Genomic DNA, 17,196 nt, shown 5'->3' with positions numbered 1-17,196 from the left:
TTTCTTAGATTACGATTAATTCTTTTGGAGCAAGGGTTAATAACTCACAACCTGTATCTGTAATCAAGATATCATCTTCGATACGAACTCCGTATTTCCCTTCAATATAAATACCAGGTTCATCAGTCAAGACCATTCCAGATTTAATAACTTCTTTGGAAGTTTGGCTAAAGTAAGGTTCTTCGTGGATATCAAGTCCAATACCGTGCCCGATACCGTGTGTAAAGTATTCTCCATAGCCTGCTTCCACAATAATATCACGAGGGATTTTATCAAAATCACGGAAACCTAAGCCATCCTTAGCTTGGTCAATCAATGCTTGGTTAGCCTTTAAAACAGTGTTGTAGATTTCTGCTTGTTCGTCACTGACATGGCCTAGATAGATGGTCCGTGTCATATCACTCACATAATGCTCGTAAAGGCAACCGAAGTCCATAGTAATGGCTTCGCCTAGTTCTACTGGTTTATGCATTGGGTGAGCATGGGGTTTAGAAGAGTTGATTCCACTCGCTAGGATGGTATCAAAAGACAAGCCTGCCGCTCCCAACTCACGCATGCGGAAGTCGAGGAAATTGGCAATTTCAATCTCAGTCTTCCCTGGCTTAATAAATTCAAGGGCATCGTGGAAAGCTTGGTCTGATATTGAACAAGCCTTACGAATCGTCGCAATCTCTGTCTCGTCCTTTATCATACGAAGCGCTTCAACAAACTGAGTTTGTGGAACTAGTTCCAAACCTTCAAAGGCGGTTTGCATGCGATGATAATAAGAAACTGAAATCTCATCTTCAAACCCGATACGAGAAAGACCCATATCTTTTGCAATTTTTGCGATAGTAGCCAACTCGTCACGCTCTGCAAAAATCTCAAAACCAGTAACTTCTTGCTTAGCAGCGATAATATAGCGAGCATCTGTCACTAAGACCTGACGGTCACGACTGATAAAGACTGTCCCATTTGAACCCCAAAATCCTGTCAAATAGTAGACATTTTTAAGGTTATTGATAATGATTCCATCTAGTTCTTTTTCTTGCATTTTATCGAGAAATGCTTGCACACGTTTATTCATGATGTAACTTTCCTTTCAAATACTGTCCTGTATAGCTTGCTTCATTGGCAGCTACTTCCTCTGGAGTTCCTGTTGCAATGATGGTACCACCACCAACACCGCCTTCTGGACCTAAATCAATGATATGGTCTGCTGTTTTGATAACATCTAGATTGTGCTCAATCACGAGAACTGTATTGCCATCATCGACAAAGCGAGACAAAACGGTAAGCAGACGAGCGATATCCTCGGTATGAAGACCAGTTGTCGGTTCATCTAGAATGTAGAAGGATTTACCGGTCGAGCGTTTATGGAGCTCACTAGCCAGCTTCATACGCTGCGCTTCTCCACCAGAAAGTGTCGTGGCTGGTTGTCCCAAGGTCACATAGCCTAGACCAACATCCTTGATAGTCTGGAGTTTGCGTTGAATTTTCGGAATGTGTTTGAAAAATTCCACTGCGTCATTGACCGTCATATCCAAGACTTGCGAGATATTCTTTTCCTTGTAGTGAACTTCTAGCGTTTCACTGTTGTAGCGAGTCCCATGACAGACTTCGCAGGCTACGTAAACATCTGGCAAGAAGTGCATCTCAATCTTGATAATCCCGTCACCCGAGCAAGCTTCACAGCGACCGCCCTTGACGTTGAAACTGAAACGCCCCTTCTTATAGCCACGAATCTTGGCTTCATTTGTCTGAGCAAAGAGGTCCCGAATATCATCAAAGACACCTGTATAGGTAGCAGGGTTGGACCTCGGTGTTCGTCCGATTGGACTTTGGTCAATATCTATCAGACGGTCGATATGTTCAATCCCTGTAATGGTTTTAAACTTACCAGGCTTGTCTGAATTGCGATTGAGCTTTTGTGCAATAGCCTTTTTGAGGATGCTATTAATCAAGGTAGACTTCCCTGAACCAGATACCCCTGTCACCGCAATGAATTTTCCTAGTGGGAAACGAGCGGTGATGTTTTGCAAGTTGTTCTCACGCGCGCCTATCACTTCGATAAAGCGTCCATTTCCTACACGACGTTCTGACGGCACTGGAATCGCGCGTTTCCCTGACAGATACTGTCCTGTAATGGATTTGCTGTTGCGAGCTACCTGTTTAGGCGTTCCTGCAGCAACAATTTCTCCACCAAAGACACCTGCACCAGGGCCAACGTCAATCAGATAATCAGCTTCTCGCATAGTATCTTCATCGTGTTCCACCACGATCAAGGTATTCCCCAAGTCACGCATCTTTTTCAGGCTGGCAATCAGGCGGTCATTGTCCCTCTGGTGAAGACCGATGGATGGCTCATCAAGGATATAGAGAACTCCTGAGAGATTGGAACCAATCTGGGTCGCCAAACGAATACGTTGACTCTCCCCACCTGATAGGGTTCCTGCCGAGCGGGATAACGTTAAATAGTTAAGACCCACGTTATTGAGGAAGGTCAAGCGGTCCTTGATTTCCTTCAGGATAGGACGAGCGATAATAGCCTCATTTTCAGATAGGGTTAGCTGGTCAATAACTTCCAAATGGTCTGCGATGGAGAGGTCTGAAATTTCTCCGATATGGAGTCCTTTCTCTCCTCCTACACGAACAGACAAGGCTTGGTCATTGAGACGATAACCATGACAGGTGCCACAAGTCAGCTCGTTCATATAGAGACGCATTTGTGTACGAGTGTAGTCGCTATTTGTTTCATGATAGCGACGCTTGATATTTCCAACCACTCCTTCAAATGGAATATCGATATCACGAACTCCACCGAATTCATTTTCATAATGGAAATGGAATTCCTTACCATCTGAACCATAGAAAATGAGATGTTTCTCCTCCTCAGACAAGGCCTCAAAAGGAGTATCCATATCCACTCCAAAGGCTGTCATGGCTTGTTCTAGCATATTTGGATAATAGTTAGAAGAGATAGGGTTCCAAGGTGCTAAGGCTCCCTCACGAAGGGTCTTGCTAGCATCTGGTACGACTAAGTCCGTATCAACCTCTAGCTTGATCCCCAAACCATCACACTCACTACAAGAACCAAACGGTGCATTGAAAGAGAAGAGACGAGGTTCTAGTTCTGGAACTGTAAAACCACAGACTGGGCAGGCATAATGTTCTGAAAAGAGTAACTCCGAATCATCCATAGTATCGATAACCACATAACCTTCTGCGATACGAAGGGCTGCTTCGATGGAATCAAAGAGACGACTACGGATACCTTCCTTGATGATAATACGATCTACCACCACATCGATGGTGTGTTGTTTATTTTTTTCAAGTTCAGGAACTTCGGTCACATCGTAGACAACTCCATCGACACGGACACGGACGTAACCATCCTTTTGAATCTTTTCAATCAGAGTCTTATGTTGCCCTTTTTTCTTACGAATAACAGGAGCCAAAATCTGCAGACGCTGGCGCTCTGGCAATTCCAATACCTTGTCTACGATCTGTTCGACAGACGAAGCCTTGATAGCCCCATGTCCATTGATACAGTAAGGTGTTCCGACACGTGCATATAGGAGACGCAGATAGTCGTTGATTTCCGTCGTTGTCCCAACCGTCGAACGAGGATTTTTACTGGTCGTCTTCTGGTCAATAGAAATGGCAGGGCTGAGACCATCGATAGAGTCCACATCTGGTTTTTCCATATTGCCCAAAAACTGACGAGCATAGGCTGATAAACTCTCTACGTAGCGGCGTTGCCCTTCTGCATACAGGGTATCAAAGGCAAGACTCGACTTGCCCGAACCCGACAGCCCCGTCACCACAACTAGCTTGTCACGTGGAATTTCCACGTCAATATTTTTTAAATTATGGGCGCGTGCCCCATGGATGACAATCTTATCTTGCATGTTACTTCTTTCTAGTCCATTGTTGCTTTCCATTATACCAAAAAAAGTGAAATTCTATTACCAAAAAAGCCGATTTTGTAGTATAATAGTACGGTGCTAAAAATCACTTAAACACAGAATAGATTAGGAAAGGATAGGAGATATGAAACAAGTCTTTCTCTCAACAACAACTGAATTTAAAGAGATCGATACGCTCCAGCCGGGCACTTGGATCAATCTCGTCAATCCTACCCAGAGCGAATCGATGGAAATTGCTTCTGCCTTTGATATTGATATCGCCGACCTCCGTGCACCACTCGATGCGGAAGAAATGTCTCGTATCACTATCGAAGATGAATACACTCTGATCATCGTGGACGTTCCCATTACTGAAGAGAGAAATAATCGCACCTACTATGTGACTATTCCCTTGGGGATTATCATCACAGAAGAGGCTATCATCACCACCTGCTTGGAGCCTCTCCCACTTCTAGATGTCTTTATCAATCGGAGACTTCGGAATTTCTATACCTTTATGCGTTCGCGCTTTATCTTTCAAATCCTCTACCGCAACGCTGAAATTTATCTGACAGCCCTTCGTTCAATTGAACGTAAGAGTGAGCAAATCGAAACCCAACTTCACAAATCTACTCGAAATGAAGAATTGATTGAACTCATGGAGTTGGAAAAGACTATCGTCTACTTCAAGGCCTCTCTTAAGACAAACGAGCGCGTGATTAAAAAATTGACCAGCGCAACTAGCAATATCAAGAAATATCTCGAAGACGAAGACTTACTGGAAGATACCTTGATTGAAACGCAACAGGCCATCGAGATGGCGGACATCTATGGAAACGTCCTTCACTCTATGACAGAGACCTTCGCTTCTATCATTTCAAACAACCAGAACAATATCATGAAAACCTTGGCCCTCGTGACCATCGTTATGTCCATCCCGACCATGATTTTCTCAGCCTACGGTATGAACTTTAAGGATAATGAAATTCCTTTAAACGGAGAACCGCATGCTTTTTGGCTCATCGTCTTTATCGCCTTTGCTATGAGTGTTTCTCTCACTCTTTACCTCATCCATAAAAAATGGTTCTAAACAGGAGTTATTATGTCACAGATTGATTTAAAAGAATTAACCAAGAAAAACCAAGAATTTATCCACATTGCAACCCAACAATTTCTCAAGGACGGAAAAACCGACGCTGAAATCAAGGCCATCCTTGAAGAAGTCATTCCTCATATCCTTGAAGAACAACCAAAAGGTGTAACTGCTCGTTCAATTTACGGAGCACCAACTCACTGGGCTCACAGCTTTAGCGAAAAAGAGCAATACGAGAAAGAACATCCAAAGGAAAACGACGATCCAAAATTGATGATGTTGGATTCAGCCCTTTTCATCACAGGACTGTTTGCAGTAGTTAGTGCCTTGATGAGCTTCTTCTCAAACCAACCAGTGGCTTACGGATTGGTAACACTTATCAGTGTAGGGGCCTTTGGTGGAGTTGCCTTTTACCTTCTCTACCACTTCATATACCGCTACTACGGACCAGATACTGACCGTAGCCAACGCCCTCCATTCTGGAAATCACTTTTGGTTATGTTAGCAACTATGTTTGCCTGGGTTCTCATCCTCTTCTTGAGTAACTTCCTTCCACAAGCCATCAATATTAGTCTCCCACCACTTGTTTTGTTGGTGATTGGAGGAGCACTTCTTGCCCTACGTTTCTACCTCAAAAAACGTTTCAACATCAAGAGCGCAAGTGCTGGACCAGCTAGATATTAAGATAAACAAAAAAAGTAGTGTGTTTTACAGACAGACTACTTTTATTATGGCTCCAAAGCATTTTTTGATTCTCCAAAGAAAAGTAGCTACATTTTCTAAAAACGTTCTAATGTAACGGCTCCCCTTAAAATCCCGAGGTTTTGTCCTTGAATCCAAGTTGTTTTTCTGTTATACTAATAAAGTAATAAGGAGAAGTATATATGACTAAACAGAGAATTAATCAAATTGTTGGTTCAATTGGTGCCTTTATCGGAATTATTGTATTTATAGCCTACATCCCCCAAATTTTTGCCAATTTACAAGGAAATAAAGCTCAACCATTCCAACCTTTATCAGCAGCTGTTTCTTGCTTAATCTGGGTCATTTATGGATGGACAAAAGAGCCTAAGAAAGACTGGATTCTAATCATTCCAAACTCGGCTGGGGTTATCCTTGGCGGACTGACCTTCCTTACTGCTCTATAAGAATGCAACTACTATAAAAAGCAACCACATCGAGCGGTTGCTTTTTTGCTTACTTTCGTGATCTAAAAGCCTTTTTCTGATTCTAATTCTTGTTGTTTCCCCTCTTCTTTTGTGATACAATAGCATCAATCTATTTCTAGGAGGATGAGATATGGTTTCTACTATTGGTATTGTTAGTTTGTCTAGTGGCATTATCGGAGAAGACTTTGTCAAACACGAAGTGGACTTGGGTGTCCAACGTCTCAAGGATCTGGGACTTAATCCTATCTTTTTGCCCCATTCGTTAAAAGGCTTAGACTTTATCAAGGACCATCCTGAAGCGCGTGCGGAGGATTTGATGCAAGCCTTTTCTGATGATAGTATCGACATGATCCTATGCGCCATCGGTGGAGATGATACCTATCGTTTGTTGCCCTACCTTTTTGAAAATGACCAACTAGAAAAAGTTATCAAACAAAAGATTTTTCTTGGTTTCTCGGATACAACCATGAACCATCTCATGTTGCATAAACTAGGTGTTAAAACTTTTTATGGTCAATCCTTTTTAGCAGACATTTGTGAATTAGACAAAGAAATGTTAGCCTATAGCCTTCACTACTTCAAAGAATTGATTGAGACGGGAAGAATCTCGGAAATTCGACCTAGTGACGTTTGGTATGAGGAAAGAACTGACTTCAGTCCCAAAGCTTTGGGAATACCTCGTGTCAGCCATGCAAATACAGGTTTTGACTTGCTACAAGGAACTGCCCAGTTCGAGGGAAAAATCCTCGGTGGTTGCCTCGAATCCCTCTACGATATCTTTGACAACTCTCGATATGTAGACAGTACAGAACTCTGCCAAAAGTACAGACTCTTCCCTGACTTATCCGACTGGAAAGGAAAAATCCTCTTGCTAGAAACAAGTGAAGAAAAGCCTGAACCTGATGATTTCAAAAAAATGTTGCAGGCTTTAAAAGAAACTGGGATATTTGAAGTCATCAGTGGACTCTTGGTCGGAAAACCTATGGATGAAACTTTCTATGACGACTATAAAGAGGCACTATTGGATATCATTGACAGCAATACCCCGATTGTCTATAATCTAAACGTTGGTCATGCCACACCAAGAGCAATTGTTCCCTTTGGAGTCCACGCGTATGTAGATGCAACGGAGCAAGTCATTCGCTTTGACTATAACAAAGAAAGCTGAGATGAATTTCTCAGCTTTTTCTATATTCTCAAATACTTTCGCTATCTGTACTCACTACTTACCGCTTTTCCATTCACAATCATTCTCGTGGTCATCAACCAGACCTGCAGCTTGTAAAAATGACAAGATGGCGACTGGGCCTGTGAACTTGAAGCCTCGTTTTTTGAGATCTTTGGATAATTTCTCAGATAGACCTGTTTTGGCAGGCGCCTGGCTGTAATCAGGCACATCATTCACAATCGTCTTTCCACCGACAAAAGACCAAAGATAGGCATCAAAAGAACCATAGTCTGCCTGCACTTGTAGAAAGGCCTGGGCATTGGCACGTGTCGCAAAAATTTTAGCTCGATTTCGGATAATCGCTACATTGTCCATTAAAGCTTCCAATTCAGAGTCAGTCATCTCTGCGACCGCTTGAATTTGATATCCGTGAAACGCTTCTCGGAAGGCTTGACGTTTATTGAGCACTGTTTCCCAAGACAGACCAGCCTGATAGGTTTCCATGCAAAGCAACTCAAAAAGCGTCTGGTCGTCATGTAGGGGTTGTCCCCATTCCTCATCGTGGTAAGCTATATAGAGGGGGTTGTTCATTTTAACCCAACCACAGCGTTTTGTCATATAAATCTCCTATTTGACCAACATTTTAAGGGCCGACTTGATATAGTTCTCAGCTGTGTCTGTCGTTCCTTCAAAGAATTTCTTAATTTTCTTAAGCTCAGTTGCCTTGTAGCCCAAAGCCAACATGGCTTCCATAGCTTCTTCCAGTTCTTGGTTGTCACTGCTAGATGGAGCTGCAGCCTTAGCAGGGAGATCGTCTCCTGCCACGACAACTTTCCCTTCTAAGTCCAACACCATCTGTTGGGCTGTTTTCTTACCGATTTTAGGGAACTTGGTCAAGTAGGTGATGTTCTTAGTCTCAATAGCTTGAACGAGGCCTGCATTGTCATCAGCTGCGATGATAGCCAGAGCTGAAACTGGGCCGATGCCTGATACAGAGATTAAGCTGAGAAAGAGCTTTTTCTCGTCTTCTGAACGAAAACCGTAAAGCAAATGAGCATCTTCACGGATGACTTGATGCACATAGATTTGCGCTTCTTGGTTGACTTGTCCTGAGTAGGCATAAGGGTTAGCTACATGCAAGATATAACCGATACCATTTGCCTCAAGGACGATATATTTAGCAGTAATTTTGGTAATAATACCCTTTAGATATTCGTACATAATTTTCCCTTCAATTTATACTCAATGAAAATCAAATCTAAACTAGGAAGCTAACCTTAGGCATAACTTGAGTTAGGCAAGGTAAAGCTGACGAGGTTTAAAGGGATTTTCGAAGAGTATTAGTATTTTCCTAGCTCTCGTAGGCTTGTGTGATTTTCCTGAATGCGACGGAACATCTTTTCCATGTCCGACTTGGTAAAGTGGACCAAAACAGGGCGTCCGTGGGGACAGTTGTATGGGTTGTCACATTGGGAAAGCTGATAGAGGAGTTGCCTAGCTGAGTGGTCATCGATACGATGGTTGGCCTTGATGGATCGCTTGCAGGACATCATAATGGCTAGTTCAGCTCGGTATTTCTTGATTGAAATTTCCTTGGTCAAGAGGAGCATGTCGCACATCTCATAGATTCCAGACTCGATTTCCTCCTCTGCCATCCAAATGGGATGTTCGCGCAAGATAAACTGATTCTCCCCGTACTCTGCTAGAAAGACACCAACTTCCTCTAAAAGTGACATTCTTTCCTTGAGACGAAGGGCATCATCCGCAGGGAATTCAAAGATATAAGGCACTAGGAGTTGCTGCTGGCTCTGGTCAACATTGCCAATGCTCTCACGGTACTCCTCATACTTAACCCGTTCCTGAGCCGCGTGCTGATCTATGATGTAGAGCCCATCTCGACCTTGGGCAAAGAGATAGGTTCCATGCATCTGACCGAAAAATTCCAACTCTGGAAAGCTTGAAGATTCTTCCCGCTCCAACTTGTCATAAGCCTTATCCAAACTAGCTAGATCTAACTCTGGATGGTCCAGTTGGTCATAGCTAGCAGGCTTTCTCTCTGCAAAATGCAGTTTAGCTGGCTTGGTCATCTGGTCCAAGGCTTCCTTAGCAAACAGATTCAAATCCTGTCTTTCTTCCGTCAGATTCACCTGATGGTCTGCCACCTCAGCTTGTGTCGGTCTGGTCGGTTCATTTTTTTCATAATAGAGCGTATTTTCTCTCAGTGGCAAAGTCGTTTGCTCTACTTTTTCACGATTGCGAACAGTAGATTTTGCCAGATTTTCCAAGGCATCTGGAATCAAGGTCTGTTCCTTGAGACTCTTTGCAATAGCTTCTGAAACCAGCGCCATTAGTTCTCTTTCCTTGGAAATCCGCACCTCTTGCTTGGTTGGATGCACATTGACATCGGCTAAGTAAGGGTCAATCTGGATGTGAATGACAGCCAGTGGAAAACGCCCCACCATGAGCTTGCTACCGTATCCATCTAAAATGGCACGATTGAGCAGGAAGTTTTTGATATAACGGCCATTGATAAAAAGGCTGATATAGTTACGATTAGCCCGTGTCAATTCAGGCAATGAGACAAAACCTGAAATTTCAAAATCTAGGTCAGCATTCTCAATCTCAACCATTTTTTTGGCACTGACTAAACCATAAATCCCAGCAATGGCTTGACGCAGTTGACCCGTACCAGCTGTTCGTGTCATTTCCTTGCCATCGCTAATCAGGCTAAAGGAAATCTCAGGATGGGCTAACCCCAGACGATTGACAATATCAATGATATGAGACAACTCTGCCTGCTGGCTCTTCATATACTTGAGACGAGCCGGTGTATTGAAAAAGAGATCTTCCACACAAACCTTAGTCCCTACAGGACTGGTCGCAGGAATAATTTCCTCAACTTCTCCCCCACGAGCCACTAGCTTGGTCCCGTGACTGGCACCGTCCACCGCTGTCAACAAAGTCAAAACACTAACAGATGCGATAGAGGGCAGGGCTTCACCACGAAAGCCGAGGGTCCGAATCCGAAAAAGATCCGCTTGATTCTTAATCTTACTGGTTGCATGACGACGGAGAGCCAACTCGACTTCATCGTGGGCAATCCCGTGTCCATTATCGGTGATTTGGATTTTCTTAAGCCCAGCTTCCTCGATTTCAACGATAATCTGGCTAGAGCCAGCATCAATTGCATTTTCAATCAGCTCCTTAACCACACTAGCAGGACGTTCGATTACTTCTCCTGCCGCGATTTGATTGGTCAAGACTTCTGGCAATTCAATAATATGAGACATCTTTCAGCCCCTTTCTTAACTATTTTTATCTATTTCTCTGAAAACAATACTCTTCAAAAATCTCTTCAAACCACGTCAGTCTCGCCTTGCCGTATATGTGTTACTGACTTCGTCAGTTCTATCCACAACCTCAAAACAGTGTTTTGAGCAACCTGCGGCTAGCTTCCTAGTTTGCTCTTTGATTTTCATTGAGTATAAGCTAGTGCTATTATACCATATTTCACTCGTTTCCAAAAAAGTCCGAGTAGCAACTTTCTTCCCGATTTTACTAGGTTATTTGCCAAGTTTGTGGTAAAATAGGTAGAAATAATATTTTAAAAAGGAGAAAAGACACATGCACATTTTTGATGAGCTAAAAGAGCGTGGTTTGATTTTTCAAACGACTGATGAAGAAGCTTTGCGTAAAGCCCTAGAAGAAGGTCAAGTTTCTTATTATACTGGCTACGATCCAACTGCTGACAGCCTTCACCTAGGTCACCTTGTCGCAATCTTGACAAGTCGTCGTTTGCAGTTAGCAGGTCACAAACCATATGCGCTCGTTGGCGGTGCTACAGGTCTCATCGGAGATCCGTCCTTCAAAGATGCTGAGCGTAGTCTCCAAACAAAAGACACAGTAGATGGCTGGGTCAAGTCTATCCAAGGACAACTTTCTCGCTTTCTTGACTTTGAAAATGGGGAAAATAAAGCTGTCATGGTCAACAACTACGACTGGTTTGGCAGCATCAGCTTCATTGACTTCCTCCGTGATATCGGAAAATACTTCACTGTCAACTACATGATGAGCAAGGAGTCTGTGAAAAAACGGATTGAAACAGGGATTTCTTACACTGAGTTTGCCTACCAAATCATGCAAGGGTATGACTTCTTTGTTCTTAACCAAGAGCACAATGTTACTCTTCAAATCGGCGGATCAGACCAATGGGGAAATATGACCGCTGGTACCGAGTTGCTTCGTCGTAAGGCTGACAAGACTGGTCACGTAATTACTGTTCCACTGATTACAGATGCAACTGGTAAGAAATTTGGTAAATCTGAAGGGAATGCTGTTTGGCTCAACCCTGAAAAGACTTCTCCATACGAAATGTACCAATTCTGGATGAACGTTATGGACGCTGACGCTGTTCGTTTCTTGAAAATCTTTACTTTCTTGTCATTAGACGAGATTGAAGACATCCGTAAACAATTCGAAGCAGCACCACACGAACGCTTGGCTCAAAAAGTCTTGGCTCGTGAAGTCGTGACTCTTGTCCACGGAGAAGAAGCCTACAAAGAAGCCCTTAACATCACTGAACAACTCTTTGCAGGAAATATCAAAAACCTTTCTGTCAAAGAACTCAAACAAGGACTTCGTGGCGTGCCAAACTACCAAGTACAGGCAGACGAAAACCACAACATCGTTGAACTTCTCGTATCTTCTGGCGTGGTTAACTCAAAACGCCAAGCCCGTGAAGACGTACAAAACGGTGCTATCTACGTCAACGGCGACCGTATCCAAGACCTGGACTATGTCTTAGGAGATGCAGATAAGTTAGAGAACGAACTCACTGTTATCCGCCGTGGTAAGAAAAAATACTTCGTCCTTACATATTAAAAAACAGACTGGAGGCATTTGCTATCCAGTCCTTTTTTTGCTAGACTAAAACTATGAATACAAACCTCAAACCCAAACTCCATCGCTTTGCTTCTGCTAGTGCCTTTGCCTGTCCTATCTGCCAAGAAAATCTGACCTTGATTGAGACTAGCCTCAAGTGTAGCAACCGCCATTCTTTTGACCTAGCAAAATTCGGCTATGTCAATCTAGCACCACAAATCAAACAATCGGCCAACTACGACAAGGAAAACTTTCAAAATCGCCAGCAAATCCTAGAAGCTGGATTTTATCAGGCTATCTTAGAAGGCATCTCAGACATACTAGCGACTAAACCATCCGCAAAAACTGTCTTGGACATCGGTTGTGGCGAAGGTTTCTACTCTCGTAAACTCCAAGAAAGTCACCCTGACAAGACCTTCTATGCCTTCGATATTTCTAAAGATTCCGTCCAAATCGCTGCTAAGAGTGAACCCAACTGGTCAGTCAATTGGTTTGTCGGTGACCTGGCTCGTCTTCCTATAAAAGACGCCAGCATGGATATCCTGCTTGATATCTTTTCCCCTGCTAACTACGGTGAATTCCGCCGCGTTTTATCTCAAAACGGTATCTTAATGAAGGTCATTCCTACCAAAAATCACCTTAAAGAAATCCGCAAAACTGTACAGGAGCAGCTGACAAAGAAGGACTATTCCAACCAAGATATCAAGGAACATTTCCAGGAACATTTCAGCATCCAATCTAGTCAGATAGCTTCCCTGACCAAATCCATTACAGCAGAGCAAAGACAGGCCTTACTCAGCATGGCGCCCCTACTCTTTCACGTTGACCAAAGCAAGATTGACTGGAGCCAACTGACAGAGATTACCATCGAAGCAGAGATCCTGGTTGGGAAAGCACTGTAAATTAGTTTAAATATGAAAAAACGCATCTTTAATAGATGCGTTTTTGTTTAATCTTAGTTCAAGTGCCAGATATCTTCGTTGTACTGAGCGATTGTACGGTCAGATGAGAAGAATCCTGCTTTAGCAATGTTGACGATCACTTTATCCAACCATGCATCACGGTTTTCGTAATCAGCAAGCATTTGCTCTTTCACTTTGATGTAGTCTTCCAAGTCAAGAAGAGTCATGAACCAGTCTTTGTTGATCAATTCATTGTAAAGACGTTCCAAGCGTTCTTTCTTACCAACTGCAAGAACAGCGTCGCTCACGATAAAGTCAACCAATGGTTTGATCGCTTTACGAGCGTAGAATTCGCTTGATTTGTAAGCTGATTTTGCATAAAGGTCGATAACAGTTTCTGAATCTTCACCAAAAATGTAGATGTTTTCGTCTCCAACCAACTCAGCGATTTCCACGTTAGCCCCGTCCATAGTACCAAGAGTCAAAGCTCCGTTCAACATGAATTTCATGTTACCAGTACCTGAAGCTTCTTTAGAAGCAAGTGAGATTTGTTCTGAGATGTCACATGCTGGGATAAGGAAGCTTGCTGCAGTAACATTGTAGTTTTCAACCATTACGACTTGTAAGTGTGGGGCTACTGCTGGGTCGTTAGCAATCACTTCTGACAAGCAAAGGATCAAGTGGATGATGTCTTGAGCGATTGTGTAGGCAGGAGCTGCTTTACCACCAAAGAATACTGTGATTGGACGAGCAGGGATATTACCAGCCTTGATGTCTAAGTATTTGTGAATCACATACAAAGCGTTCATTTGTTGACGTTTGTACTCGTGAAGACGTTTGATTTGGATATCAAAGATTGAGTTTGTATTGATTTCCACACCTTGGTGTTCTTTCAAGTGACGAGCCAACTTACGTTTGTTGTGAGCTTTGATGCTTTCCAATTTTTCTTTGACAGCAGCCTTGTCTTCGTATGAAAGAAGGTCTTCCAATTTAGAAGCTTCATGGTGCCATTCGCGTCCAAGGATCTCATCCAAGTAGTGAGACAAGCTTGGGTTAGCATGCATGAGCCAACGACGGAAAGTGATACCGTTTGTTTTGTTGTTGAATTTTTCTGGGTAAAGATCGTAGAAAGCTTTCAACTCAGAGTTCTTCAAAATTTCTGTATGAAGAGCGGCAACCCCGTTTACACTGTATCCGTAGTGGATATCCATGTGAGCCATGTGAACACGATCGTGTTCATCAATGATTTGAACAGCTGGATCTTTGTATTCAGCACGAACACGACGGTCCAATTCTTTGATGATTGGTACCAAGTGAGGAACCACTTCTTCCAAGAATTCAAGAGGCCATTTTTCAAGGGCTTCAGCAAGGATTGTGTGGTTTGTGTAAGCAGTCATGCTACGAACGATAGAGATTGCTTCATCAAGTTCGATACCACGTTCAGTCAAAAGACGGATCAACTCAGGAATCACCATTGATGGGTGAGTATCGTTGATTTGTACAACTGCGTAGTCAGCAAGGTCATGCAAGTTGCTTCCTTTTTCGATGGCTTCATCGATGATCAATTGAGCACCGTTTGAAACCATGAAGTATTGTTGGAAGATACGGAGTAATTCACCTTGTTTGTCGCTATCGTCTGGGTAAAGGAAAAGAGTCAAGTTGCGAGCGATGTCTGTCTTATCAAAGTTAATGCCATCTTCAATGATAGATGAATCAACTGAATCCAAGTCAAACAAACGCAAACGGTTTTTAGTAGCCGTCTTGTAACCAGGTACATCGATATCGTAAAGAGTAGATGTCAATGTAAAGTGAGCAAATGGTACTTGGTAGCTACGGCTTGAGCGAACCAACCAGTTTTGGTCAGTCAACCAAGCGTTAGGAATAGTTTCTTGTTGGTTGTTTTTAAGCACTTGTTGGAAAAGACCGAAGTGGTAGTTCAAACCAACACCGTCACCATTCAAACCAAGTGTAGCGATTGAGTCGATAAAGCAGGCTGCCAAACGTCCCAAACCACCATTACCAAGTGATGGTTCCAATTCTACTTCTTCGATTTCGATCAACTCTTTACCTGCATCAGCAAGTTCTTTTTTAACTTCGTCATAAAGACCAAGGTTAATCAAGTTGTTTGACAAGAGTTTACCAATCAAGAACTCAGCTGAGATGTAGTAAACTTTTTTCTTACCAGTGTTGACTGGTTTTTGGCTGCTAGCAAGTTTGCTGTAGTTAAGAAGAGCAAGGTAAAGCTCTTCGTTGCTACATTCTGCGATAGATTTATTGTAACGATTTTGTACAAATTCTTTTAATGGTAACATTTTTGTGTCTCCTGATATTGTCTTATTTCTTTAATTCTACCAAATTTTCATTAATTCGGCGATAAATTGTAGTCAAGTCAAGCAAAGTTTCTTCGACAGCAGGAGTCAATTGATCCTCTGTCATACGCCATGACCAGTTTCCACCAAGAGTAGATGGGAAGTTCATACGAGCTGAACCATCCAACTCTAGCAAATCTTGCATAGTAGCGATAGTCATAAAGCTTACTGATGAAAAGGCTGTACGAAGCATAGCATGTACTACTGTTTCGTATTCCTTGCGGTTTGTATAGCGTGCCATGTACTCACGTGTTGGATCGTCAATCTCATCACGGTACCAACCAAGAACAGTGTTGTTATCGTGTGTTCCTGTATACATAACTGAGTTTGCTGGTGCCAAGTGTGGGCTGTCGATACTTTCATGTTCTGGGTTGAAGGCAAATTGAAGGACTTTCATTCCTGGGAATCCAGTACGCTCACGAAGCTCGATAACTTCATCAGTCATGAATCCAAGGTCTTCTGCGATGATGTTCAAGTCACCAAGTTCTTCTTTAACCGCTGCAAAGAGTTTGTAGTCAGGTCCTTTCACCCATTTACCAGGTGCCGCTGTTTTAGAACCAGCAGGAATTTCCCAGTAAGACTCAAATCCACGGAAGTGGTCGATACGAACGATATCGTAGATTTTGAAGCTTTCACGCAAGCGTTCAATCCACCATTTGTAGCCATCTTTGTCCATAGCTTCCCAGTCATAGATTGGGTTACCCCAGAGCTGACCAGTTGCAGAAAATTCATCTGGTGGGCATCCTGCGATGCAAGTCGCCTTACCGTTGACATCTGTCTTGAAGAGATGTGGATTTGCCCACATATCGCTTGAATCTTCCGCTACATAGATAGGCATATCTCCGACAATTTCGATATGGTTGTCATTAGCATATGCTTTCAATTTCAACCATTGTTGGAAGAAAAGGTATTGGGTTACACGGTGGTAAACAAGCTTGTCAGCTAATTTCTCACGGTAACTTTCAAGAGTTGAAGCTTTGCGAGCACGAGCATCAGCATCTGGCCATTCAGTCCAAGCAAGATTGTCAAAATGCTCCTTGATTGCCATATACTCTGCAAATAGTTCAAGCCATGATTGATTTTCTTGAGCAAATTTTTCGAAGTCTTTGACATCTCCGGCTTCAAGGAAACGTTTGACAGCTTTCTCTAGAAGTGGACGACGTGCATAGTAGATTTTAGCATAGTCAACTTCAGTTGGGTTGCTACCAAAGTCCACACCTTCAAGATCACTTGCTTCCAACAAACCTTGCTCCACCAAAATATCAAGGTCGATAAAATGAGTGTTTCCAGCAAAGGCTGAGAATGATTGGTATGGAGAATCTCCATAGCTGGTTGTTCCTAAAGGAAGGATTTGCCAGTAACGTTGCTTTGTACGAACCAAGAAGTCAACGAAATCATAGGCGCTTTGACCAAATGATCCGATTCCGTATGCTCCTGGAAGTGATGAGATGTGCATCAACACACCGCTTTGACGTTTTTTCATATTAGCACCTCAAGTGTTTATATTGTTAATTATTTCAATTTTTGCGCAAACGTTTGCGCTAAGTCAAGTATACCCCATTTCTAAAATAAATGCAAGCGTTTGTAAAAAAAACTTTTTCTCTACTTTTTATTTCCGAAATCGGAAATTCCCTATATTTTAATTTTCCGCCTCCATTTGTTTCGTCTTCTATTTATGCAATCGTTTTCCTTCAATTATTTTTGAATTGAAATTTACACGATTTCCT

The 17,196-nt window shown here is 42.7% G+C and carries 13 protein-coding genes; 6 read left to right on the top strand and 7 right to left on the bottom strand.

Going from position 1 to position 17,196, the window contains the following annotated elements:
* Positions 1 to 4: 4 nt before the first annotated feature.
* Positions 5 to 1,066 carry a M24 family metallopeptidase gene (locus QM382_RS06280; protein ID WP_414272803.1) on the bottom strand — a complete coding sequence of 354 codons (1,062 nt, stop codon included), beginning with the start codon at positions 1,064 to 1,066 and terminating at the stop codon, positions 5 to 7.
* The gene (gene uvrA / locus QM382_RS06275; protein ID WP_414272802.1) at positions 1,059 to 3,890 is read right to left on the bottom strand and encodes an excinuclease ABC subunit UvrA; all 2,832 of its coding nucleotides are present in this window, start codon (positions 3,888 to 3,890) and stop codon (positions 1,059 to 1,061) included. The genes QM382_RS06280 and uvrA overlap by 8 nt, the downstream gene beginning before the upstream one ends.
* A 142-nt stretch (positions 3,891 to 4,032) precedes the next feature.
* On the opposite strand from uvrA, the gene QM382_RS06270 reads away from it, so the two are divergent.
* From QM382_RS06270 to QM382_RS06255, 4 genes are all read left to right on the top strand, one after another.
* Entirely contained in the window at positions 4,033 to 4,977 is a 945-nt protein-coding gene (locus tag QM382_RS06270; RefSeq protein WP_004250490.1) for a magnesium transporter CorA family protein, read from the top strand.
* Positions 4,978 to 4,989: 12 nt separating this feature from the next.
* The gene (locus tag QM382_RS06265) at positions 4,990 to 5,664 is read left to right on the top strand and encodes a DUF1129 domain-containing protein (RefSeq protein ID WP_016466360.1); all 675 of its coding nucleotides are present in this window, start codon (positions 4,990 to 4,992) and stop codon (positions 5,662 to 5,664) included.
* A gap of 200 nt (positions 5,665 to 5,864) precedes the next feature.
* Positions 5,865 to 6,128 carry a SemiSWEET family transporter gene (locus tag QM382_RS06260; protein ID WP_004250486.1) on the top strand — a complete coding sequence of 88 codons (264 nt, stop codon included), beginning with the start codon at positions 5,865 to 5,867 and terminating at the stop codon, positions 6,126 to 6,128.
* Positions 6,129 to 6,279: 151 nt separating this feature from the next.
* Positions 6,280 to 7,317, top strand: coding sequence for a S66 family peptidase (locus tag QM382_RS06255; protein WP_414272801.1), 1,038 nt, complete (start codon positions 6,280 to 6,282; stop codon positions 7,315 to 7,317).
* 54 nt (positions 7,318 to 7,371) lie between these two features.
* On the opposite strand, the gene QM382_RS06250 is transcribed toward QM382_RS06255, so the two are convergent.
* From QM382_RS06250 to mutL, 3 genes are all read right to left on the bottom strand, one after another.
* Entirely contained in the window at positions 7,372 to 7,935 is a 564-nt protein-coding gene (locus tag QM382_RS06250; RefSeq protein ID WP_414272800.1) for a DNA-3-methyladenine glycosylase I, read from the bottom strand.
* 9 nt (positions 7,936 to 7,944) lie between these two features.
* The gene (gene ruvA, locus QM382_RS06245) at positions 7,945 to 8,538 is read right to left on the bottom strand and encodes a Holliday junction branch migration protein RuvA (RefSeq protein ID WP_414272799.1); all 594 of its coding nucleotides are present in this window, start codon (positions 8,536 to 8,538) and stop codon (positions 7,945 to 7,947) included.
* Positions 8,539 to 8,657: 119 nt separating this feature from the next.
* Positions 8,658 to 10,607: a DNA mismatch repair endonuclease MutL gene (gene mutL, locus QM382_RS06240; protein WP_414272798.1), complete on the bottom strand. Its 1,950-nt coding sequence runs from the start codon at positions 10,605 to 10,607 to the stop codon at positions 8,658 to 8,660.
* A 334-nt stretch (positions 10,608 to 10,941) separates the two neighbouring features.
* On the opposite strand from mutL, the gene tyrS reads away from it, so the two are divergent.
* Together tyrS and QM382_RS06230 are read left to right on the top strand one after the other, a co-directional pair.
* Positions 10,942 to 12,198 (top strand): tyrosine--tRNA ligase, encoded by a 1,257-nt coding sequence (gene tyrS / locus QM382_RS06235; RefSeq protein ID WP_315640316.1) that lies wholly within the window; start codon positions 10,942 to 10,944, stop codon positions 12,196 to 12,198.
* Between the two features lie 53 nt (positions 12,199 to 12,251).
* On the top strand, positions 12,252 to 13,100 hold the full coding sequence (locus QM382_RS06230; RefSeq protein ID WP_414272797.1) for a putative RNA methyltransferase: 849 nt from the start codon (positions 12,252 to 12,254) through the stop codon (positions 13,098 to 13,100).
* 53 nt (positions 13,101 to 13,153) lie between these two features.
* Here QM382_RS06230 and glgP read toward each other — a convergent pair whose 3' ends face one another.
* Positions 13,154 to 15,412 carry a glycogen/starch/alpha-glucan family phosphorylase gene (gene glgP / locus QM382_RS06225; RefSeq protein ID WP_414272796.1) on the bottom strand — a complete coding sequence of 753 codons (2,259 nt, stop codon included), beginning with the start codon at positions 15,410 to 15,412 and terminating at the stop codon, positions 13,154 to 13,156.
* A 22-nt stretch (positions 15,413 to 15,434) separates the two neighbouring features.
* The gene (gene malQ, locus QM382_RS06220) at positions 15,435 to 16,952 is read right to left on the bottom strand and encodes a 4-alpha-glucanotransferase (RefSeq protein ID WP_414272795.1); all 1,518 of its coding nucleotides are present in this window, start codon (positions 16,950 to 16,952) and stop codon (positions 15,435 to 15,437) included.
* Positions 16,953 to 17,196: the final 244 nt, after the last annotated feature.

Origin of the sequence: Streptococcus infantis (assembly GCF_047465185.1) — a bacterium.
Lineage (GTDB): Bacteria > Bacillota > Bacilli > Lactobacillales > Streptococcaceae > Streptococcus > Streptococcus infantis_O.
Note: the sequence above shows the minus strand (reverse complement) of the source record. Positions and strands in the feature narration are given on the sequence as shown.